Consider the following 21,271-nt stretch of genomic DNA (forward strand, 5'->3'; position numbering starts at 1 on the left):
GGAAAGGATTGGCCGATGTCGGCATGGATCAAGATGATTTCGGACGAAGAGGCGGACGCCGACCTGATGGACGCGCTTTCCCTTGCGCGCACGCCGCATGGAACGGTGGACAACGTGATGCGCGTGCATTCGCTGCGCCCCAACACGATGCGCGGGCACGTCATCCTGTACCGCGCGGCGCTGCATGACGATGCCAACACGCTGCCGATGTGGTTGCAGGAAACCCTCAGCTCTTATGTCTCGATCCTGAACGATTGCCCCTATTCGCTGGCCAACCACTGGAAAAACGCCCGCCACCTGATCGGGGACGCGGCCAAGGCCGACGCGATCGAGGCGGCGATGGCCGCCCGCGCACCGGAACGCGCGCTGGGCGGGGCGGAACTGGCGCTGATGCGCTATGCCGAGAAACTGACCCTGCGCCCGGGACGGATGGAAAAGGCGGATGTGGATGCGTTGAAGGATGAGGGGCTGGATGACGGGCAGATCCTCGAAGCCAACCAGATCATCGGATATTTCAACTATGTCAACCGCTTGCTGAACGGTCTTGGGGTAACAACGGACGGCGACGTGGTGGGATATTACGCGGGGGACGAGGGCTGATGCACGCGCCCGATTTCTCTGCCAGCCGCCTGCTGCCGGGGGTCGATCTGACCGCCCCGGGCAAGCGCGCCGGCCAGATCGGGCTGTTGCATTCAGACAATGACAACCCGCTGGGGGTCTACCCGATCCCGGCGATGTGCATCGTCGGCGGTGTGGGGCCGACGGTGCTGCTGCTGGCCGGCGTGCATGGCGACGAATACGAAGGCCCCGCCGCGCTGACCCGGCTTTACCAGGCGTTGGAACCGTCGGACGTGACCGGGCGGCTGATCTTCCTGCCGCAGCTGAACGCCCCGGCCTGCACGGCGGGCACACGGGTGTCGCCGCTGGATGGCGGCAACCTGAACCGCGCCTTTCCCGGCGCGGCAGATGGCGGACCGACGGCGCAGATCGCCCACATGGTATCGGCCTGCCTGATGCCTGTTTGCGATGCGGTGATCGACCTGCATTCCGGCGGCAAGGCGTCCTGGTTCGTGCCCTGTGCGCTGGCCGCACGCGGGCGGGACGGCGCGCCCGACGTGGCGAACATGGCGCTGGCGCGGGCCTTCAGGGCGGATGTGATCTGGCAACTGGGCGCGGCGAATGACGACCGGTCGGTGAACGGCGCGGCAACCGCGCACGGCATCCCCTGCATCGCGGCGGAACTGGGGGGTGGCGGGTATGTCGGCATCGATGCGTTGCAGATCGGCGAGGCCGGCGTGCGCCATGCCCTGATCCAGCTTGGCGTTCTGCAAGGCAAGGTGCCCGAGGCCATGCCGCGCGTGGTCGAACTGTCCGCGCCGGGCCACCGGGTGACCGCGCCGGTCGCGGGTGTATACCTGCCCGCGCGTGCCGCCGGCGAAGACATCGCGGCGGGCGAACGGCTGGGCCAGATCGTGACGCCCGCGCAGCCCGACGCCGCACCAACCGAGATCCGTGCCGAAACCTCTGGCCTGATCCTTGCCGAAACCCGTCGCGCCGCGGTTGTGCCCGGTGCCTTTCTTGCCTTCATCGCGGGGGCGGCCTGAGCCGCCCGCGCCCGTACCCGGAGAGCCGTCATGAGCTATGCCACCGCCCGCAAGACCGAAGCGGATGAAATCCCGGTCATCGACATCACGCCGCTGCGCGACGGCACCGACCCGGGCGGCGTGGCCAAGGCCTTGCACGCCGCCAGCACCGGGTTGGGTTTCATCTATGTCCGCGGGCATGGCATCCCCGACGCGGTGATCGACGCCGCCCGAACCGCGGCCTATGCGTTCTTTCATGCCGAGCCCGCGCAGAAGGAAAGCGTGCGGGTGTCGTCCAGTCACCGGGGCTGGCTGGGACGGGGCGGCGCCAAGATGCAGGACGATGCCAAGGCCGATCTGAAGGAAAGCTTTATCTGGGGGTTCCAGGACGAAACCGGCAGCACGCCGGACGATCACCCGTTGCGCGGCGACAACCGCTGGCCGGCGTTCCAGCCCGGTCTGGAAACAGCGGCGATGACCTATTTTCACCACGCGCACGCGGTGGCGCATCACCTGATGCGCGGCTTTGCGCTGGGGCTGGACCTACCCGAAGGGTTTTTCCTGAAAACCGCCGACACGCCGCTGAGCCGCTGTTCCTTTGTCTATTACCCGCCGCAGGACGCCGACGCGGGCGCCGACCAGTTCGGCGTCGGTCCGCACACCGATTTCGGTGTGCTGACGGTGCTGTGCCAAGACAATGTCGGCGGTTTGCAGGTCGAGGATGCCAATGGCGACTGGATCGAAGCGCCGCCGATCCCCGGAACGCTGCTGGTGAACGTCGCCGATTTGTTGGCGCGCTGGACCGACGGGGCCTATAAATCCACGACGCACCGGGTGGTCAACAGTTCGGGGCGGGAACGCATGTCGCTGGTGCTGGCCTTCGACCCGAACCCCGAAACCGTGATCGACGCGCGCGAGGTGTTCGGCGCCGAACACCCCCCGAAGTCCGAGGCGATCACCTGTGGCGACTACCTTGTCTGGCGGTTCGCCAAGGCCTTTGCCTATCGCAAGGAGGCGCAGAATGCAGCATCTGGCCGATGACACCCGGCAGGCGCTGTCGCGGGCGGCGCGCAACCTGTTGTGCGACTGCGGCGGGTTTGCCCCGGGCGACGAACTGCTGATCTACCGCGAGGACGCGCGCCACGGCTGGTATGACGCCGCCGTTGCCGACGCCGTGGCGCAAGAGGCCGCGCGCATGGGCATCGCGGTGCGCCTGACCGATGCACCGCCGCCCGCCGCCACGCCGGACCCGGCGGTGGCAGGGGTCTTGGCGTCGCCGGCCAACATCGTCTATTTCGCCCGGATCGGCGACCAGGACCGGTTCGGCGCTGCCGGCGCGGCGGGCCGCCGGGTGATGGTCTATGCCCGCAATGCGGCTGACCTGGCCTCGCCCTTCGGGCAGGTGCCGCACCAGGCGATGCGCGCGTTCAAGGCCGCCGTCGATGGTGTTCTGATCCGCGCGCAGCAGATCGAGATCACCTGTCCCGCCGGCACCCGCATCACCGGATCGGTGGCGCAAAAGACCGCGACGCCACAGGACACCACGATCCGCCGGTTCCCGCTGGGGGTGCCCGCGCCGGTGTCTGCGACGGATTTCAGCGGGCGCGTGGCGCTTGTTGGCGGGTTGACGCCCACCGGCAACCGGGCCTACGACCCCGCCGTTCTGGCGCTGCAAGCGCCGCTTTTCGCGCATGTCGAACAGGGGCGCATCACCGGGTTCGACGGGCCCGAGGATCAGGTCGCAAAGGTCACGGCGCACTATACGGCGCTGGCCGAAGCCTTTGGGCTGGACCCGTTCGTGGTGCATTCCTGGCACGCCGGGCTGCACCCGGGTTGCCCGTTCTTCGACGCCATGGACGACAGTCGGGACTATTGGTCGAACACCGTGTTCAGCAATCCGCGTCTGCTGCATTTCCACACCTGCGGCACAGAACCGCCGGGTGAGATCAGCTGGAACCTTGTCGATGCAACGGTCAGGGTGGATGGCGCGCCGCTTTGGGATGCGGGCGTTCTGAAGCCGCGCGGTTTCGGGGCGCTGTCAGCCTGCCTGGATGCCTATCCCGTGCTTCGTGACCTGTTTCCGGGCTGATTCCGGGCCGCGACGACACCGCCCGCGTGCCCGTTGCGCCTTGCCATGTGCAGCACCGACCGGCGCCGTGCGGTCAGGCCCGGTCCGCCCGCACCAGCCATTCCAGGCATCCGGCCGCCGCTTCGACCGGGTCGATCACCGGAACGGGCAGGCGGGCGCGCAGGCCGTTGACCACCCTGACCATTCCCGCGCAGCCCAGCACGATGGCATCGATCCCGTCTTCGGCAATGGCCGCCCCAGCCTCTGCCGCGATCCGGTCGATCACGCCGTCGGGGTCATCTTCCAGCGCAAGCACTGGCACCTCTGAGGCACGCACGCGGCCAAGCAATCCCGCCAGGCCATAGCGGTGGATATTCTCCTCGATCACCGGGACCGAGACCGATAGGGTCGTCACAACGCTGAACTGCCATCCGCGCAATGCACAAAGATGATAGGCGGCCTGGCCGATCCCGATCAACGGCACGGGCACGCTGAGCGCCGCCGGTTCCAGCGCAGTGTCGTCGAAACAGCCAATCACGATGCCGGCGGCCCGACGCTCTGCCGCTTCGCGCACCCGCACCAAAAGGGGAGGCGACGCGGCTTCGCCATCCTCTCGCCTCTGGATCGCGGGCGGTCCACCGAAGGATGTCCAGCCCTCCCAATGCAATGCGGGAGCTGCGCGTTTCGCCACGCCCAGCATCGCGTCTGTCATGGCCGCTGTGCAGTTGGGATTGATTATGATTGCCGACATGCGCTCAGACCATGCCCTTGCCCGCATCCGACCCGGCCCGCGCCCGGCGGCGTCCCAGGATCCAGACCACCAGGATAAAGACCCCGATCACGACGAAGGAAAACACCGTGGTCAACGTCCCCAGCGCAAAGATCACCGGGGTGGTGACATTGGTTGTCATGCCAAAGATTTCCAACGGCAGCGTGTTGTAGCTGCCCGCGGTCAGCAGGGTGCGGGCGAATTCGTCATAGCTGAGCGTGAAGCCGAACAGCGCGACCCCGATCAGCGACGGCGCGATGATCGGCAGCACCACGTGGCGGATCGTCTGCCACGCGCTTGCGCCAAGGTCGCGCGCGGCCTCTTCATAGCTGCGGTCGAAGCGGTTGAAGACAGCGAACATGATCAGCAGGCCAAAGAGCAGGGTCCAGGTCAGCTGCGCGCCAAAGCCCGATGTCGCCCAATGCACCTTCAGCCCCGATTGAGAAAAGATCAGCCCGACGCCCAGCGAGATCAGGATCGACGGAATCACCAGCGCGGTGATGATCAGGTATAACAGCACGGTCGATCCGGCGAAGCGCTTGCGGAAGGCCAGCCCCCCCATCACCGATACGACGACCGTGGTCACCATGACCATCAGCCCCAGCGCAAAGGACCGCCGGAACGAGCCCCAGATGTCGCCCACCGCCTGTTCCTGGAACAGGTCGTAGAACCAGTGCAGCGACACGCCGCGCATCGGGAAGGTCAGCCCGCCCTGCGGCCCCTGGAACGACAGGATCGCAATGGTGATCGTCGGGCCGTACAGAAAGATCAGGAACAGCGTGAAGAACGCGGCGAGGATATAGAACGAACGCGGGCGCGGTTCCATGTTACAGTTCCTTCCGGATATCGACGAAGCGCAGCAGGATAGCGATCACCAGCAACACGGTCACCAGCAGCACCACCGCCGTGGCCGAAGCCGAGGGATATTGCAAAAGCCCGATGTCGTTGGAAATCAGCCGCCCCACGTTGGCCTTCTGGCTGCCCGACATGAAGCGCACGGTGATGAAATCGCCCATCACCAGCGTGACGACAAAGATCGTGCCGATCATGATGCCGGGCTTGGTCAGCGGCACGATCACATGCCACAGCGTCTGCCAGCCGGTCGCCCCCGCATCCGCCGCCGCCTCGATCAGCGACCGGTCGATGCGCATCATCGTGTTGAAGATCGGCACCACCATGAACAGCGTGTACAGGTGGACAAAGGCCAGGATCACGCTGAAATCGCTGAACAACAGCCAGTCCAGCGGTTCGTCGATCACGCCCCAGGACAGCAGCGTCGAATTGGCCAGCCCGTTGCGGCCCAGGAACGGGATCCACGAGATCATCCGGATGATATTCGAGGTCCAGAACGGGATCGTGCACAGCAAGAACAGCGCGATCTGCCAGTTGAGCGACCGGATGTGGAAGGCCAGGAAATAGGCCACCGTAAAGCCGATCGCCAGGGTAAACGCCCAGGTGATCGCAGCATATTTGAAGGTGTTCAGGAACACCCGCCAGGTCACGCTGGACCCGAACAGGTAGTCGTAGTTGTCGAACTGGAAGGCGGGGTAGATCGACCATTCGGTCGCGCCCCAGAAACTGACGATGACGATCATGATGACCGGCAAAACCAGGAAGCCCCCCAGCACAAGCGCCAGTGGTCCGGCCATCAGCCAGCCGCTCACATGCCGGTTCTTGAGAAAGTCAGCCGCCATTCCCGCGCCTTTGCATCTTTTGCTTTGAAAATACCCTCAAGGGGGGTCTGGGGGGACGGAACGTCCCCCCAGCCGGGGGGGGGGGGGGGCGGCCGGCCCCCCCCCCCCCCCCCCCCCCCCCCCCCCCCCCGGTCGCTTGCGTCAGCAAGCGAAACCCGGGTTCATCAGGCCGCGATGAACTCGTTCCATTTGTGCACCATGTACTGGTTTTCGTCCATGACGGCGTTCCAGCAGGCCACGGCCCCCATGCGGTCATAGAACGATCCGCCGTCGCGGGTGTCGCCCGCGCCCGCCAGCTTGTCGCCAAACGGAGAGGTGATCTCGCCGGTTGCCGGCTTGCCTTCGAACCAATAGCCCCACTCGTCCGCGGTCATGAAGTTCTTCGAGGTTTCCGGCACCGCCGAGTAATAGCCCTGGCGCATCAGGAAGCCGCCGACCCAGCCGTCGAGATACCAGTTGATGTATTCGTAGGCCGCGTCCAGCTCCATGCCCGAGAGCGATTTCGACAGGCCGATGCCGCCACCCCAGCTGCGATAGCCCTCTTCCAGCGGCTGGTAGACGCAGGGGATGCCGCGCGACTTGACCGCGGTGATGGCGGGCGACCACATCGACTGGATCACCACCTCGCCCGAGGCCATCAGGTTGACGCTTTCGTCGAAGGTCTTCCAGAAGGCGCGGAACTGGCCCATCTTCTTGGCCTCGGTGAAGATGCCGATGGTCAGGTCGATTTCTTCGCGGGTCATGTTGCCCTTGTCGGCATATTTGTGTTCGCCCATGGATTCCACGACCATCGCCATGTCCATGATGCCGATCGAACTGATGTCGAGGATCGACGCCTTGCCCTTGAACTCGGGGTTCAGCAGTTCCGACCAGTTGTTGATCGGGCGGCCGATCAGGTCGGGGCGGATGCCCAGCGTATCGGCGTTGTAGATCGTCGGGATCAGGGTCATCCAGCCGGTTTCCTCGCTGGCGAACCTGGTCGAGCCGGGGCCGTCGACAAACCCGACGGTATGCGGCGCGGTGCCCTGCGCGATTTCAGAGGTCGGCGTCAGCTTGCCCGACCGGAAGATGCCGACGATCTTGTCGTCGTTCTTGATCTTCGAGGTATCCATCGCCTGCAGGTTGCCGGTCGGCCAGACCTTCTTGCAGATCCAGTATTCGATGTCGGCGATGTCGAAGCTGTCGGGCTGGGTCGCTGCGCGCTGGGTCACGCTGTCGGAATCGAGCGCGGTCATTTCCAGCGTGATGCCCAGGTCTTCCTTCACCTTGGTCGCCACCTCGTTGAGGTTGGACACGCCGGTGCCAAACTGGCGCAGGACGATATTCTTGCTTTCCTGGCCCCAGACCATCGGCGCGGGCAGCGCGGATGCTGCGAAAGCCGCGCCGCCGGCCTTGAGGAGCGAACGCCGCGAATAGCGGACTTTCGAAATGGTCGTCATGTCAGTTTCCCTGTGTTGATTGTGCGTAATTCGTCACCGGCGCAGCGCGTGGGCCGCGGCGCCGTCCCAACCAAGGCCCACGGCCTCGCCCACATTCTTCGGTGCGCCGAAGAAATCCTTGTCCGTCAGCAGCGCCGTGACTTCCTGATCGCCAGCGATGGCGGCGGTCAGGGCGACATGCGTGCCCTGGTATTCGATGGCGGTAATCCGGCCTTCCAGCTTCGCGCCCTCGGACGGGCCCAGTTTCAACTGGTCGGACCGCACGGCAATCTGCCCCTCGGGCAGGGCGATCACGTTATGCGATCCGATGAAGCGCGCGACGAAGGCGGTGGCGGGGGCGTCGAACACGTCATGTGTCGGGCCGGCCTGTTCGATCACGGCGTTGTTCATCACCACGATCTCGTCCGCCAGCGCCAGCGCCTCGTCCTGGCCGTGGGTGACGTGGATGAAGGTGATGCCCAGTTCCTTTTGCAGAGGCGGCGCAGTTCGGCCCGCATGCGGACGCGCAGGAACGGATCCAGCGCCGACAGTGGTTCATCAAGTAACAGCACCTGGGGGCTTGGTGATCAGCGCCCGGGCCAGTGCCACGCGCTGTTGCTGGCCACCGGACAACTGGTCGGGCAGGCGATCGGCCAACTGGGTCATGTCGACCAGTTCCAGCATCTCCATCGCCTGTGTCTTGCGCGTTGCGGCGTCCACGCCCTTCATTTTCAGGCTGAAGGCCACGTTGTCGGCCACGCTAAGGTGCGGAAACAGGGCATAGCTTTGGAACATCATCGCGGTGCCGCGTTTCGCCGGGGGCAGCGAGGCGATGTTGCGCCCACCCAGCAGGATGGCGCCTTCGCTGACACTTTCGTGCCCGGCGATCATCCGCAGGGTCGAGGACTTGCCGCATCCCGACGGACCCAGCAGACAGGCGTATGTGCCTGCGCTGAACATGTGGTCGATGCTATCGACAGCCACGGTCTTGCCGTAGCGCTTGGTCAGCTTCACCAGTTCAAGATCGAGTTCGGATCGCATGTAACCCCCGGTTATCCTGAAACAAGCGTTGGCCGAGGTCGGGCGATTCCGGGAAAGACAAAACCTTTCCACGTGGGCACAAAACAGTCCGTACCGAAATTATGTGCGAAAAATAGTAGATTGTGCAAAGTATGATGAATATATTGTGTACAATATGACTTCTGATCGTCCAGAGTTCGCCTGTGCCTTGTTGTCCGAACGGGGATGATCTATCTAATTCGCAGAGCATCTAAGAGGGTTGCACCGTGGACGGATCACAACCGGCACCACCGTCGGCCGACGAAATCGCGGTCAAACTGACAGAAGCCGTGCACGAGCATCGTGTGTTGCCCGGAATGAAGCTGTCAGAAGACGAAGTCGGAGAGGTCTTTGGCGTTGGCCGCACCGTTGTCCGGCAGGCCCTGCGCAGCCTGGCCCATGACGGGTTGCTGCGGACCGAACGCAATCGCGGTGCCTTTGTCGCAAAGCCGTCGATCAAGGATGCGCGCGAGGTGTTCGAGGCCCGCGCCCTGCTGGAACCCCGCACTGCGCGCGCGGCGGCAGAACGCACCACACCGGCCGATATCGCGCTGTTGCAACGCCATATCGAGGAAGAACGCGCCGCGCTTGCCGCGGGGCGAACCGGGCAGGCGCTGCGGCTTTCGGGGTACTTCCACGTCGAAATCGCGCGCATAGCAGACCAGGCCACGATCGAGGCCTTTATCCGTCAGTTGGTGTCACGCTCGTCGCTGGTGATCGCGCTGTATTGGCGTCGCCGCAACGCGATCTGCGAAAGCCACGCGCACCACGCGCTGCTGAACGCCCTGCGTGACCATGACAGCGATGCGGCAGAAGACCTGATGAAGGGCCACCTGCTGGATCTGCTGTCGCAACTGGACTTGAGTGAACACCCCGAGGAAAGGTTGTCTTTGCGCGAGGCGCTGACGTCATGATCCAGACCCGCCGGATGACAGTCGAGGACCTGAATACCGTACTCGACTGGGCGGCGGAAGAAGGCTGGAACCCCGGTCTGGACGATCCCGCGGTGTTTTTGCAAACCGATCCCGACGGGTTCTTCCTTGCGCTGGACGGCGATCAGCCGGTGGCGGCGATTTCTGTCGTCAATCACAGCGATGATTTTTCCTTTCTGGGCCTTTATATCTGCCGGGCCAGTCACCGGGGCCGGGGCATCGGGCTGGCGCTCTGGACCGAGGCGCTGGAACATGCGGGCGCGCGGACGGTTGGTCTGGACGGGGTGCAAGACCAGCAGGCGAATTATGCCCGCTCCGGCTTTCGCCACGCGGGCGGAACGACGCGCTACTCAGGGACGCTTGCAGGCTATGACCACCGTGCGGCGCTGCCGGTTGAACCCGCAGACGTGATGCGGCTGGTCGTGCTCGAAGCCGGGGCCTCTGGCTGGGAAAAGCGCCGCTATCTTCAGGGGTGGTTCACGGACACAGCCCACCGCAAGACCTTTGTGGTGTCCGAAGGCGAACGGATCACGGGTTTTGCCACCGTGCGGGCCTGCCGCGATGGGGCCAAGATCGGCCCGCTTTCGGCGCTGGACGAGGCAACCGCATTGGTTCTTCTGGAAAAATGCGCGGACGTGTTCGCCGGTGAAATCATTGTCGATGTGCCGTCGTCATCCGATCTGCTGAATGATATTTGCAACGAACTTGGGCTGGTTCCGGGGTTTCAGACCGCCCGCATGTACCGCGGCCCGTCACAGCCCGGTGCATCACGCCTGTTCGCGGTGGCATCGCTGGAACTGGGCTGAGCGCTATACGGTCACGGCTTGCAACAGTGCTTCTCGCGAAACCTCTGCCTTGGTTCCGGCCATGGTCACCGCGCCACGCCGCAGGACGGTAAAGCGGTCGGCGAGGTCATAGGCGAAATCGAAATACTGTTCGACCAGCACGATGGCCATGCGGCCCTCGTTGCGCAGTTTGCGGATCACCTCTCCGATCATCTGGATGATATTGGGCTGGATGCCTTCGGTCGGTTCATCCATCAGCAGCAGCCTGGGCCGGGTGATCAGCGCGCGGGCGATGGCCAGCTGCTGCTGTTGGCCGCCGGACAGGTCGCCGCCACGCCGGTGCTGCATGGCCTTCAGCACCGGGAACAAGTCGAACATTTCCTCGGGTACGGCGTGATCGGATTTCGGCAGGCAGGAAAACCCGGTCTCAAGGTTTTCGCGCACGGTCAGCAGGGGAAAGACCTCGCGCCCCTGCGACACCAGCGCGATGCCCTTGCGGGCCAGTTGGTGCGCAGGTAGGACGGGCAGGGCCTCTCCATCCAGCGTGATGGTGCCGCCCGAACGGGGATGCCGCCCGGCGATCGCCCGGATCAGCGATGTCTTGCCGACGCCGTTGGTGCCCATCAGGCAAGTCACCTGTCCGGTATCGGCGCTTAGATCGACGCCGTGCAGGATGCGGCTGTGGCCATAGTGCAGGGTCAGGTTTTCAACACGCAGCATTGCTTATCGTCCCAGGTAAACGTCGATGACCTGCTGGTTCGCGGTGACATGGTCGAGGCTGCCCTCGGCCAGAACCGCGCCTTCGTGCAGCACGGTCACCTTGCAGTTCAGCCGGCGGATGAATTCCATGTCATGTTCGACCACCACAACCGCGCGGGTCCGGGCGGCCTCGACCAGGATGTCGGTGGTGTGTTCGCGTTCCGACGGGGTCATGCCCGCCGCCGGTTCATCGACCAGCAGAAGGCGCGGTTCCTGCGCCAGCAACATGCCGATCTCCAGCCATTGCTTCTGCCCGTGCGACAGCTCTCCGGCCTTGCGAGGCAACTGGTCGGCCAACCCGATTTCGCCCGCCAGTGTTTCGACCTTGCCCAGATCGACCGTCGTGGGCTTCCAGAACATCACGGCAAATGCCCGGCGGTCGTTTTTCAGCGCCATCAGCAGGTTTTCCTGCACGGTTTGATCCTCGAACACGGTGGGTTTCTGGAACTTGCGGCCGATGCCTTCGCGGGCGATGCGGGCCTCGTTCAGGCCCAGCAGGGAAATGCCCTTGTCCCCCCACAGGATACGGCCCTCGTCCGGTTTGGTCTTGCCGGTGATGATATCCATGAAGGTGGTCTTGCCCGCGCCGTTCGGGCCGATGATCGCGCGCAGCTCGGCCGGGCCGATCTGGAACGACAGGTTGTTGATGGCGCGGAAGCCGTCGAAGGTGACGGAGACACCCGAGACTTCCAGCAGCGTGTTCAGCCGGGCGGTCATTCGGTGGCCTCCTCTTCGCGCAACGATCCCTTGTCGGGGCCCAGCGGTGCGCCGTGACGGTCGGGCGACCGGCGATGGGCGATCAGGTCGAACAGGCCGCCGATGCCTTTGGGGGCGAACAGCGTGACCGCGACAAAGCTGAGACCCAGGAGGATCGTCCACCAGTCGACCCAGGCGATGGTATAGATCCCAAGGTTGATGTCCGGGGCCTGGCCGCCGGTGAAATAGCTGGAGACCAGCGAGACGAAAACCGCGCCGATCACCGCGCCGTACAGTCGCCCGCGCCCGCCGATGGCGACCCAGACCGCCAGGTAGATCGAGGCGATGGGCGCCAGTTCCGCCGGGTTGATGATGCCCGCCTGCGGGTAATACAGCGCCCCCGCGATGCCCGCGATCATCGCGGTGACGGTGAACAGGACCAGCTTGTAGCCCTCGACCGAATAGCCGAGAAAGCGCACGCGCGCCTCGTTGTCGCGGATGCCACGGATGACCGAGCCGAACTTGCCCGACACCAGCCAGGCGGCAAACAGATACCCCAGCGCCAGCGCCAGCGCCGAGGCCCAGAAGAACCACACCGACAGCAGCGCCTGTGGCACGTCATCGAGGTGGGGGATGTTCTGCAGGCCGGACAGGCCGTTGTTGCCGCGCAGACCGCTGTCGTTCTGGAACAGGTAGAGCGCCAGCGCCAGCGTCATCGCCTGGGTCAGGATCGACAGGTAGACGCCGGTCACGCGGCTGCGGAAGGCCAGCCAGCCAAAGACCAGCGCCAGCAGGCCGGGCACGGCGACAACCAGGATCAGCTGGACCTTCAGGCTGTTGGCGAAGCTCCAGATCAGCGGGAAGTCCGACGATCCGACCACGCCGAAGATCTGCGTGGCGATGGCGTCGCTGACCTCTTGTGCCGTGGGCGGGATCGGGCTGCCCGCAAGCGAGGTTTCGACGATCTGCCGGGTGCGTTCATACATCAGCCACATGCCGATCATGTAGCCACCGAGCCCGAAGAAGGCGAAATGCCCAAGGCTGAGGATGCCGGCGTAGCCCCAGACCAGGTCCATTGCGACGGCGATCAGCGCCAGGCACAGCGTCTTGCCCAGGGTCTTGACGTAGGAGGTCGAGATCAGCCCCATGCCGGTGCCTTCGGACAACACCGTCACGGCGACAGTGAACAGGCCCAGCACGGCAAGGAAGCTCAGCACCGAGGGGGTTCGGGTCAGGAAGCCTTGGGTCATCGCGTGGCCTCTTTGGTGTGGCGGGTGTGCCGTGTGGCACCCGGTTGGGGGGCCAGCCCCCCAAACCCCCCGGAGTATTTTGAGAAAGATGAAAGGTTCGGGCCGGTCGGCATGATCAATCCCCCGCGGCGCGGCCCTTGAGCGCGATGATGCCGCGCGGCCGGAACTGGATGAAGATGATGATGAAGACGATCATGAAGGTTTGCGCCGCCAGCGTGTTGGACGGGTTCAGCCATTCGATGCCCTTTTGAAGCACGCCGATCAGGCCCGCGCCCAGAAGCGTGCCCCAGATGTTGCCGACGCCGCCGACGACCACGGTCATGAAGCTTTGCACGATGTAGTCGGAGCCGAGCTCGGACGTGACCTTGGCGAACAGGCCGATGGCGACGCCTGCGATGCCGGCAATGCCGGAGCCGAGGCCGAAGGTCAGCATGTTGACCCGTTCGGGGTTGATGCCCATCGACGCCGCCATGCCGGGATTTTGCGTCACCGCGCGGGTTTCGAGGCCGAGGCGGGTGCGTTTCATGATCAGCAGGAACAGGCCAAGGAACAGCAGCGCCAGCACGAAGATCGCGATGCGGATGTAGCTGATCGAGACCACGTCGTTCAGCACCCAGGCGCCGCCCAGCCAGTCGGGCGAGGTCAGCGGGCGGGCCTGCGTGCCGAAGATGTTCTTGAACAGTTGCTGCAGCGCGATCGAGATGCCGAAGGTGGCCAGCAGGGTTTCCAGCGGGCGATTGCAAAGGAAGCGGATCACCAGCCGTTCCAGCGCCACGCCGGCGGCAAAGGTTACCGCGAAGGCCAGCGGGAGCGCCACGAAGATCGACAGCGTGTGGTTGGGGATGACCTGTTGCACGACATAGCCGGTATAGGCGCCCATCATGATGAATTCGCCATGGGCCATGTTGATCACGCCCATCACGCCGAAGGTGATGGCCAGGCCGATGGCGGCGAGGAAGTAGATCGAGGCCAGCGACAGCGCGTCGAGCCCGAGGTCGAGCGCCTGGTTCAGGCCGACTTTGACCTCGATGCTGCCAAGCGCCTTGCGGGCGGCGTCGGTCACGGGTCTGGACGGCTCGGCGTAGACCTCGGCAAAGCTGTACTGCGCTAGGGCTGCATCGACCGCGTCCTCTGTGAGGTAGGGGGCGACCTGTCCGGCGGCGGCCAGCGCGGTGTAGACCTCGACCCGTTTCGCAGGATCGGACAACGCGGCGACGGGCACACCGCCGACCTTGCCGCCGTCGATATGGCTCATCAGCGCTTCGCGCACGGCGTCGGGGGTGATGCGGGGCGGGGCCTTGCCACTGTCGGACAGCAGGGCATAGGCCACGTCGCGGGGCAGGGCGTCGCTGCCGGGTTTGAGAAGGGCGGCGGTGTTGACCCCTTCGGGCACGGGGCCGTGGAACACGGTCAGCCTTGTTGCCAGCAGCGGGTTCAGCGCGCCGCGCACGTCAAGACCGAGGTCGCCGGACATGTCGCCGATGGCAGTGATCCGGGCGTTTTCGTCCGGGTCGTAGGCGATGGTCAGAAGGCGTTCCAGCCGTGTCTTGCGCGCCTTTAGGCCGGCATTGGATTCGGGGCCGATCGACGCCCTCAGCGGGGCCAGCAGATCGGCATTGGCGTCGCGTTCCAGCGATACCAGCGCGGCGTCACGCCGGGCCGGGTCGGGGTCGAGCAACTGGAACTGCACCAGCGCGGTGCCCAGCAGGGCGCGAATGCCGGAATTTGGCTTGATCTGTTTCAGGTCGCCCTTGTCGGCGGTGCCTGCGCTTTGCCCGGTATCGAAATCGTAAAGGGTATAGGCCGATCCGCCGGCCGGTTCGGCGCGGAAGAACAGGCCGTCATCTTGGCGCTGCCACATGTCCTTGGCCTGCCACGCCTGAAGAACGGCCTGGGCCTGTTCGAGCCCGGAATTCGCGACCGCATCGATGGCCGGGCCAATCGTCTTGCGCGAGCTTTTGACAATCGTGTCTGCGTGCTCTTGAAGGACCGCCTGCATCGGGCCGGTCGCGTCCTGGGCGCGCAGCGGCAGGGCAAGAAGCGCAAGCGCCATGACGACGCAGAAAAGGACCTGTCTCAGCATGACTACCCTGACGGAGAACGGAACCGGGCGGCAGGAAAACCTGCCGCCCGCAGGAACTTAGTAGTTCGACTTGATCTGAACGCAGGTCTTGGTCTCGGTGTTGTACATGCCGCAGCCGAGGTCTTTCCAATCCGATTCCAGAACCGCCGATTCCGGCAGGAAGTCGGTCCAGGCGTCGCCCGGCACCGGGTCGGTTTCGCTGATGATGTCGAACTGGCCGTTCGCCATGATCTCGCCGATGAGGACCGGTTTGGACAGGTGATGGTTGGTGCCCATCACCGCCATGCCGCCGGTCAGGTTCGGGAATTCCTGGCCCCACATTGCCATGCGCACCGCGTCCACATCGGTGGTGCCGGCGGCGGTGGCGGCGTTCACCCACATGTTGAAGCCGATGTAATGCGCTTCCATCGGGTCGTTGGTCACGCGTTTGTCGTCGCCGATGAAGGCATGCCACTGCTTGATGAACTCTGCATTGGCCGGGGTGTCGGCGGACATGAAGTAGTTCCACGCGGCCAGGTGGCCCACAAGGTTGCTGGTATCGAGGCCGGAGAGTTCTTCTTCGCCGACCGAGAAGGCGACAACCGGAATGTCGTCGGCGGAAATGCCCTTGGCCGCCAGTTCCTTGTAGAAACCGATATTGGCGTCGCCGTTGATGGTGGATACAACACCGACCTTCTTGCCGTCGGCCGCCAGCGCGACCACGTCGGACACGATCTTGGACCAGTCGGAATGGCCGAACGGGGTGTAGTTGACGAAGATGTCTTCGGCGGCAATGCCCTTGGATTTCAGGTAGGATTCAAGGATGTTGTTGGTCGTCCGCGGATAGACGTAGTCGGTGCCCAGCAGGGCGAATTTCTCGACCCCCAGTTCGTCCAGGTAGTAATCCACCGCCGGGATCGCCTGCTGGTTCGGGGCGGCGCCGGTATAGAACACGTTCTTCGACGATTCCTCGCCTTCGTACTGGACCGGGTAGAACAGCAGGCCGTTCAGTTCCTCGATCACCGGCAGCACGGACTTGCGCGACACCGAAGTCCAGTTGCCGAACATCACGTCGACCTCGCGCACGGTCAGCAGTTCGCGCGCCTTTTCCGCAAACAGCGGCCAGTCAGAGGCCGGGTCGACCACGACCGCCTCAAGCTCGCAGCCCAGCAGCCCGCCTTTCTTGTTCTGCTCGTCCACCAGCATCAGCATGGTGTCTTTCAGCGTCGTTTCCGAGATCGCCATGGTGCCGGACAGCGAGTGCAGGACACCCACCTTGATCGGGCAGTCGGCGGCAGCGGCGGCCGACGCCATGGCGGCAACCGCAACGGTGCCGAAAAGTGCGGTCTTGATGGTTTTCATAGATATCTCCTGGCGCGGGAACCAGACAGCCACTTGCCTGGACAGGCTTTGTCCGGCAGGCTTCCCCCCGCAACGTGTGTTGCATCCGTGTGGCGGCCGGACCGATCGCAACTTCGTTTGGCCGTCACACACCCGCAGCTTTCACGTCGCCGTGACCCTGCAGGCCTCGAAACGTTTCGGCATTGGCCGTATTGTCGCCAATCTAATTCGTCAGTTGTGTGCGACACTCCATGCCGCTGCACATAATCTGGGCAAATGCCTTGGGCGGTTGCCGCATATACAGGCGCTTATGGTGCAATGCAGCAAAGGCTTGGGCAGAGCCAGGGCAGTCGCCGCAGGTGGCGCGCGGCGCAACTGCCCCAGGGTCAACGTTCCAGAATCATCCGGCCGTTGCTGATTTCCAGCCTGGAAAAGCGCTGCAGATAGGTCATGCCCAAAAGCGATTGCTGCATCTCGCCACCGTTCACCGCGGCGGGCAGGTTGCGATCCTCGAACGGCCCCAGAACCACGCTGTCCAGCGTCACCGGCGCGATCTTGACCAACCCGTTTGCCGTCATCGCCTCGCTGTAGAACGCCATGTTGGCGGCATCCAGCCCGGCGCGCTCGGCGTCCCGGCGGGTCAGCACCACGCCCGAGGCACCGGTATCCACCATGAAAGGCACGGTCGCGCCATTGACCTTCAGCGTCAGATAGTAGTGCCCGTCCGGCGCGCGCGGCAGTTCCACGCGATTGTCGCCCGCAAAGACGGCCTGGGTCGGAACCGTGGCGCGCTGGATGTCGCCCCACATGCCATAGGCCGCGATCACGCTAAGGAAAATCAGGCCCCAGGCCGCCAGTTGCTTGACCTTCTTCGACAGCGACTCGCGGCTTTCGATCACGAACCACAGGATCAGCACAGAGCCCAGAAGCACCAGGTAGATCAGGTTGCCATAGTCCATCGAGGTCATTGTCTGCCTTTCCTCAGCCGCGATTCCAGCGCGCTTCAAGCTTTTCCAGCGCGGCGATGCGGTCTTGCGTCTGCGGATGCGTCATCAGCCAGGCCGGGGCGTTGCCGCCCCGGGCCTTGGTCAATGCGTCCAACTTCGTGAACAAGGATTTCTGTGGTCCGATCCCGATCCCGGCCTTGTGCAGAAGGGCGGCGGCATAGGCATCTGCCTCGTATTCGTCCGACCGGCTGAGTTTCGAGGCCAGCATCCCGGTCAGGACATTGGCAATCGCCGGGCCGATCACCGGAACGAACCGGGCAAAGACCATCATCAGCACCGTGCGCAGCGCGTTCTGGCCGGAAAAATCCACCATCCGCCGTTTCCAGTGCCCCAGCGCCACATGCCCCATTTCGTGCGCGATGACACTGGCCAGTTCCTCGGCGCTGACCTCGCCGGCGCGGTATTTCTGATAGAAACCGCGGGTGATGAAAATCCGCCCGTCCGGCGCCGCCAGCCCGTTGACCGGGTCGATTTCATAGATGTGCACGCGAATGCGCGGCAGGTCCAGCGCAGCGGCCATGCGGTCGGTCAGGCGTTTCAGTACCGGGTCGGCCAGTTCGGTCGATTGCGCGTCCAGCTCGCGGTTGGTGCGCCAGGACGACAGCCGGTACATCACAAACGCATAGACGACGGCCAGGAATATCGGGGTCAGCTTCAGCATGAACTGGATATGGGGCAGGGGGCGCGGACTGCCAAGCCCTACCAGGCCACTGGCATCGACAACGGGCCGCGAAAGGCCCACCCGGCAAAGGGCACGGGGCCGTCAAGGCGCAGATCGGGGAAGGCGTCGAACAGCATCGGCAGCGCAACTTCTCCGATCAGGGCACGCGATGCCGCCGCCCCGGCACAGAAATGCGGGCCAGCACCAAAGGCCAGGCTGGCGCGGGTGTCGCGGGTAATGTCGAACGCGTCCGGGTGTTCGAACACCCGGGCATCGCGGTTGCCCGCCCCGAACATCAAAAACACCCTGTCGCCGGGATCGAAGCGCACCCCTTCGACCACGTCCGCCTGCGCGACTTCGCGCGGGGACATGCCGATGGGCGAAATCCAGCGGGCGTATTCCTCGAAGGCTTGCTGCCAGCCGACCTTTCCGGCCCGCACCTGCGCCAGCTGGTCGGGGTGCTGCAACAGGGCCCAGGCTGCCCCGGCGATCGCGTCGCGCGGTTCGTTCTGCCCGCCGGAAATCGCCAGCCGCACGTTCGCCTTCAGGCTGTCCGGCGGCAGGCCCGCGCGTTGCTGCACATCGACCAGCGACAATTCCGGCGGATCCTGCAAGGCAAGGTCGATCGCCGCGTCGATCCTGGCAACGGCAGCGATGCAGCGGGCCTCGACCGTCGGGTCGCCCGCGTAATTGGCGATGCCGTCGATCATCGCCTGGCTGACCGCGTCCATCTCTTGCCAGCTCAGGCTGTGCAGCCCGGTGATGGCGCGCAGCGCTTCGCCGGACACGCGCATAGCATAGTCGCGCACCAGGTCGCAGCGACCCTTGGGGGCAAGCTCTGCCAGTGCCGCGCCCGCCGCTTCTTGGAACCTTTCGAACCAGCGCGCACGCACGGTACGTGGCGACAGCGCCGGGAAACAGGCGCGTCGTTCGGCGCCATGCGGGGCACCATCCTTGCGCATCATGTTCTCGCCCATCAACCGGGTCATCAACCCGTCGGGCTGGCGCGAGGAAAAAACCTCGATCCGTTTTTCCTGCTCGAAGATCACGTCGCGCGGACAGATCAGTGTGGCCCGCAGCTGCGGCACGAAGGCAATCGGCGCCGCGCGCTGCATCCGCGCAAGGGTCGGGTAGGGGTCGGCATGAAAACCGGCCGGATCGATCTCGAAGACAGGTGCGTTGCTCATTTCAATGCCCGGACCAAACTCTTTCCGGATACCCAATCACATGTCCGCGGTTTTCCAAAGATCTCTGGCACCGCCCGAGGCGCACCCGAGGGTCGTCAGGCAAGGCGGCGGGCCAAGCCCGGACACGATTTTTCGACGAAGACCCGCGTCCTATCCCCGCGCCCATCCAGCCAACACCGTTTCCAGATCGCCATAGCCCGTGACCCGCCGTTCAAAGCGCAACCCCAGCCGTTCTGCACAGGCGCGGGCCTTTTCGGTCAGCGCCGGGTCGTCGGTCTGGGCCTGGTAGACCAGGCTTTCGTAATTCCCGAAATACATGTCGAGCAGTTGCGGATGCCGGTCCAGCCCCAGCGGTTTCCAGACAAAGGCATCGAACTGCCGGACCAGGAAATCGGTCAGGTAAAAGGCCGTGGCCTCGTCGGTTTGGGCAAACCGGGCGTTGCCTTCGAAGAAGGAATAGCAATGCGGTCCGGGCACCATCTCGACCCCGATCTCGTCACAAGCGGCCTGCAGTAACCCGCCGGTGCCGCAATCGCCATAGACCACGAAAACCTGGTCATAGCGGTTGCTGTGCCTGGCCACCGCGTCGCGCACGGCCTGGGTGATCTTTTCGGGGTGGTTGTGCAGGATCGCGGGCAGACAGGTTAGGTCCAGGTGGGACCAGCCGTTCCTGTCCTTGAGGTCAAGAATCTCTCGGGCCAGCGCGCCGCAGGCGATCAGCAGGATCCGTCCGCGTCCCGCGGCGGGCAATCCCTGTTCGGTCAGCGCCGAATCGTCAGGTGTGGCTGTCATCCAGGGTCACGTGCGACATCGCCCAACGGGCGGCAAGGGCCAGTACCATCAGCACCGGCAGCACAGTCAGGGCCCCCCACTGTGCGATTGCGACGACGGTCAACGCCGCGGCGGCAATCACCACCAGCACAAGGGTCGCAAAGGTCGTCACTGGCATAGCAGCCTCCTTTCCCTGATCCCAGTATGGTACATTCCCCCGGACATGAAAAGGCCCCACCGACACTGGCGGAGCCTTCCTGTCATCACAGGGCCGCTATCGGCCCGTCAGGGGATTATGCCTGCATCTGGTTGTGCTTGCGCGCGACCATGGATTTGGCGGTTTCGACGGCCACGGCAGCGTCGCGGCAATAGGCGTCTGCACCGATGGCCTTGCCGAATTCTTCGTTCAGCGGCGCGCCACCGACCAGCACGATATAGTCTTCGCGCATGCCCTTCTCGACCAGGTTGTCGATCACGACCTTCATATAGGGCATGGTGGTGGTCAGCAGGGCGGACATACCAAGGATGTCGGGCTTATGTTCTTCCAGCGCCTCGATATAGGTCTCGACCGCGGTGTTGATGCCGAGGTCGACCACTTCGAAACCGGCGCCTTCCATCATCATCGAAACCAGGTTCTTGCCGATGTCGTGGATGTCGCCCTTGACCGTACCGATCACCATCGCGCCCATGCGCGGTGCGCCGGTTTCGGCCAGCAGTGGCTTGAGGATGGCCATGCCGCCCTTCATCGCGTTGGCGGCAAGCAGAACTTCGGGCACGAACAGGATGCCGTCACGGAAATCGTCACCGACGATCTTCATGCCGCCGACCAATGCCTCGGTCAGAACCCGGTAGGGGGCCCAGCCGCGGTCCAGCAGGATGTGCACGCCTTCCTCGATCTCTTCCTTGAGACCGTCATAAAGGTCGTCGAACATCTGTTGGACAAGTTCGTCGTCGTCGAGTTCGGACAGGATGATGTCGTCTTCTTCGTCAGACATGGGAAATTCCTCTTTCGATGACGGGACTCGGGCCCGGATTTTCTGCGACTATTCGTCGTTTTTTTCCCAAGACAATAGGCGTTTTGCGACATACGCGCCATCTGCTGCGACCAATGCGGCCATGGCGCGCCCCCGCTTGCAAATGTTCTTGTTATGTTCTAGTGGATTGATCGCGACAAACGAGTCCGAATTGGGATTCCCATTTGGTGCTGGCCGTGCGAGTCATGCTGATGC

General features: G+C 64.2%; 21 protein-coding genes and 1 pseudogene. 6 read left to right on the forward strand and 16 right to left on the reverse strand.

Going from position 1 to position 21,271, the window contains the following annotated elements; genetic code table 11:
- Window positions 1–15: 15 nt before the first annotated feature.
- Genes VK792_RS10690 through VK792_RS10705 form a run of 4 tightly spaced genes read left to right on the forward strand, consistent with a single transcriptional unit; the run spans window position 16 to window position 3,672 of the window.
- The gene (locus VK792_RS10690) at window positions 16–600 is read left to right on the forward strand and encodes a carboxymuconolactone decarboxylase family protein (protein ID WP_326297474.1); all 585 of its coding nucleotides are present in this window, start codon (window positions 16–18) and stop codon (window positions 598–600) included.
- Complete coding sequence (locus VK792_RS10695; RefSeq protein ID WP_326297475.1) at window positions 600–1,604, forward strand: succinylglutamate desuccinylase/aspartoacylase family protein; 1,005 nt, start codon at window positions 600–602, stop codon at window positions 1,602–1,604. Before VK792_RS10690 ends, VK792_RS10695 begins: the two co-directional genes overlap by 1 nt.
- A gap of 30 nt (window positions 1,605–1,634) precedes the next feature.
- Window positions 1,635–2,624: an isopenicillin N synthase family dioxygenase gene (locus VK792_RS10700; RefSeq protein WP_326297476.1), complete on the forward strand. Its 990-nt coding sequence runs from the start codon at window positions 1,635–1,637 to the stop codon at window positions 2,622–2,624.
- The gene (locus VK792_RS10705) at window positions 2,605–3,672 is read left to right on the forward strand and encodes a hypothetical protein (protein WP_326297477.1); all 1,068 of its coding nucleotides are present in this window, start codon (window positions 2,605–2,607) and stop codon (window positions 3,670–3,672) included. The genes VK792_RS10700 and VK792_RS10705 overlap by 20 nt, the downstream gene beginning before the upstream one ends.
- A 73-nt stretch (window positions 3,673–3,745) precedes the next feature.
- On the opposite strand, the gene VK792_RS10710 is transcribed toward VK792_RS10705, so the two are convergent.
- The 5 genes and pseudogenes from VK792_RS10710 to VK792_RS10730 all read right to left on the reverse strand — a co-directional run bounded on the left by VK792_RS10710 (window position 3,746) and on the right by VK792_RS10730 (window position 8,573).
- Window positions 3,746–4,429: an aspartate/glutamate racemase family protein gene (locus tag VK792_RS10710; protein WP_326297478.1), complete on the reverse strand. Its 684-nt coding sequence runs from the start codon at window positions 4,427–4,429 to the stop codon at window positions 3,746–3,748.
- Window positions 4,407–5,246 (reverse strand): ABC transporter permease, encoded by an 840-nt coding sequence (locus tag VK792_RS10715; RefSeq protein ID WP_326297479.1) that lies wholly within the window; start codon window positions 5,244–5,246, stop codon window positions 4,407–4,409. The genes VK792_RS10710 and VK792_RS10715 overlap by 23 nt, the downstream gene beginning before the upstream one ends.
- A gap of 1 nt (window position 5,247) precedes the next feature.
- Window positions 5,248–6,114 carry an ABC transporter permease gene (locus tag VK792_RS10720; RefSeq protein WP_326297480.1) on the reverse strand — a complete coding sequence of 289 codons (867 nt, stop codon included), beginning with the start codon at window positions 6,112–6,114 and terminating at the stop codon, window positions 5,248–5,250.
- Window positions 6,115–6,278: 164 nt separating this feature from the next.
- A complete protein-coding gene (locus tag VK792_RS10725) occupies window positions 6,279–7,544 on the reverse strand; it encodes an ABC transporter substrate-binding protein (RefSeq protein ID WP_326297496.1) in 1,266 nt (421 codons plus the stop codon).
- A 42-nt stretch (window positions 7,545–7,586) separates the two neighbouring features.
- Window positions 7,587–8,573, reverse strand: a pseudogene (locus VK792_RS10730) (ABC transporter ATP-binding protein).
- A gap of 245 nt (window positions 8,574–8,818) precedes the next feature.
- On the opposite strand from VK792_RS10730, the gene VK792_RS10735 reads away from it, so the two are divergent.
- On the forward strand, window positions 8,819–9,505 hold the full coding sequence (locus VK792_RS10735; RefSeq protein WP_326297481.1) for a GntR family transcriptional regulator: 687 nt from the start codon (window positions 8,819–8,821) through the stop codon (window positions 9,503–9,505).
- Complete coding sequence (locus tag VK792_RS10740; protein WP_326297482.1) at window positions 9,502–10,329, forward strand: GNAT family N-acetyltransferase; 828 nt, start codon at window positions 9,502–9,504, stop codon at window positions 10,327–10,329. The genes VK792_RS10735 and VK792_RS10740 overlap by 4 nt, the downstream gene beginning before the upstream one ends.
- A gap of 3 nt (window positions 10,330–10,332) precedes the next feature.
- Here the strand turns inward: VK792_RS10740 and urtE are convergent, their stop codons facing one another.
- The 11 genes from urtE to VK792_RS10795 all read right to left on the reverse strand — a co-directional run bounded on the left by urtE (window position 10,333) and on the right by VK792_RS10795 (window position 21,037).
- The gene (urtE, locus tag VK792_RS10745) at window positions 10,333–11,028 is read right to left on the reverse strand and encodes an urea ABC transporter ATP-binding subunit UrtE (RefSeq protein WP_326297483.1); all 696 of its coding nucleotides are present in this window, start codon (window positions 11,026–11,028) and stop codon (window positions 10,333–10,335) included.
- A gap of 3 nt (window positions 11,029–11,031) precedes the next feature.
- The gene (gene urtD / locus VK792_RS10750; RefSeq protein ID WP_326297497.1) at window positions 11,032–11,772 is read right to left on the reverse strand and encodes an urea ABC transporter ATP-binding protein UrtD; all 741 of its coding nucleotides are present in this window, start codon (window positions 11,770–11,772) and stop codon (window positions 11,032–11,034) included.
- An 8-nt stretch (window positions 11,773–11,780) separates the two neighbouring features.
- Window positions 11,781–13,013: an urea ABC transporter permease subunit UrtC gene (urtC, locus tag VK792_RS10755; protein ID WP_326297484.1), complete on the reverse strand. Its 1,233-nt coding sequence runs from the start codon at window positions 13,011–13,013 to the stop codon at window positions 11,781–11,783.
- A gap of 115 nt (window positions 13,014–13,128) precedes the next feature.
- Window positions 13,129–15,096 carry an urea ABC transporter permease subunit UrtB gene (gene urtB, locus VK792_RS10760; protein WP_326297485.1) on the reverse strand — a complete coding sequence of 656 codons (1,968 nt, stop codon included), beginning with the start codon at window positions 15,094–15,096 and terminating at the stop codon, window positions 13,129–13,131.
- A 57-nt stretch (window positions 15,097–15,153) separates the two neighbouring features.
- Window positions 15,154–16,437: an urea ABC transporter substrate-binding protein gene (gene urtA / locus VK792_RS10765; RefSeq protein WP_326297486.1), complete on the reverse strand. Its 1,284-nt coding sequence runs from the start codon at window positions 16,435–16,437 to the stop codon at window positions 15,154–15,156.
- Window positions 16,438–16,802: 365 nt separating this feature from the next.
- A complete protein-coding gene (locus VK792_RS10770) occupies window positions 16,803–17,384 on the reverse strand; it encodes a retropepsin-like aspartic protease family protein (RefSeq protein ID WP_326297487.1) in 582 nt (193 codons plus the stop codon).
- 13 nt (window positions 17,385–17,397) lie between these two features.
- Window positions 17,398–18,084 carry a M48 family metalloprotease gene (locus tag VK792_RS10775; protein WP_326297488.1) on the reverse strand — a complete coding sequence of 229 codons (687 nt, stop codon included), beginning with the start codon at window positions 18,082–18,084 and terminating at the stop codon, window positions 17,398–17,400.
- A gap of 38 nt (window positions 18,085–18,122) precedes the next feature.
- Window positions 18,123–19,271 (reverse strand): cytochrome P450, encoded by a 1,149-nt coding sequence (locus VK792_RS10780; RefSeq protein ID WP_326297489.1) that lies wholly within the window; start codon window positions 19,269–19,271, stop codon window positions 18,123–18,125.
- A 150-nt stretch (window positions 19,272–19,421) separates the two neighbouring features.
- Window positions 19,422–20,063: a DUF1638 domain-containing protein gene (locus tag VK792_RS10785; RefSeq protein ID WP_326297490.1), complete on the reverse strand. Its 642-nt coding sequence runs from the start codon at window positions 20,061–20,063 to the stop codon at window positions 19,422–19,424.
- Window positions 20,047–20,220 (reverse strand): hypothetical protein, encoded by a 174-nt coding sequence (locus tag VK792_RS10790; protein WP_326297491.1) that lies wholly within the window; start codon window positions 20,218–20,220, stop codon window positions 20,047–20,049. Before VK792_RS10790 ends, VK792_RS10785 begins: the two co-directional genes overlap by 17 nt.
- A 115-nt stretch (window positions 20,221–20,335) precedes the next feature.
- Window positions 20,336–21,037, reverse strand: coding sequence for a corrinoid protein (locus VK792_RS10795; protein ID WP_326297492.1), 702 nt, complete (start codon window positions 21,035–21,037; stop codon window positions 20,336–20,338).
- Window positions 21,038–21,271: the final 234 nt, after the last annotated feature.

Source organism: Mesobacterium hydrothermale (assembly GCF_035818635.1).
In the GTDB taxonomy this organism is placed as follows: Bacteria; Pseudomonadota; Alphaproteobacteria; order Rhodobacterales; family Rhodobacteraceae; genus Mesobacterium_A; species Mesobacterium_A hydrothermale.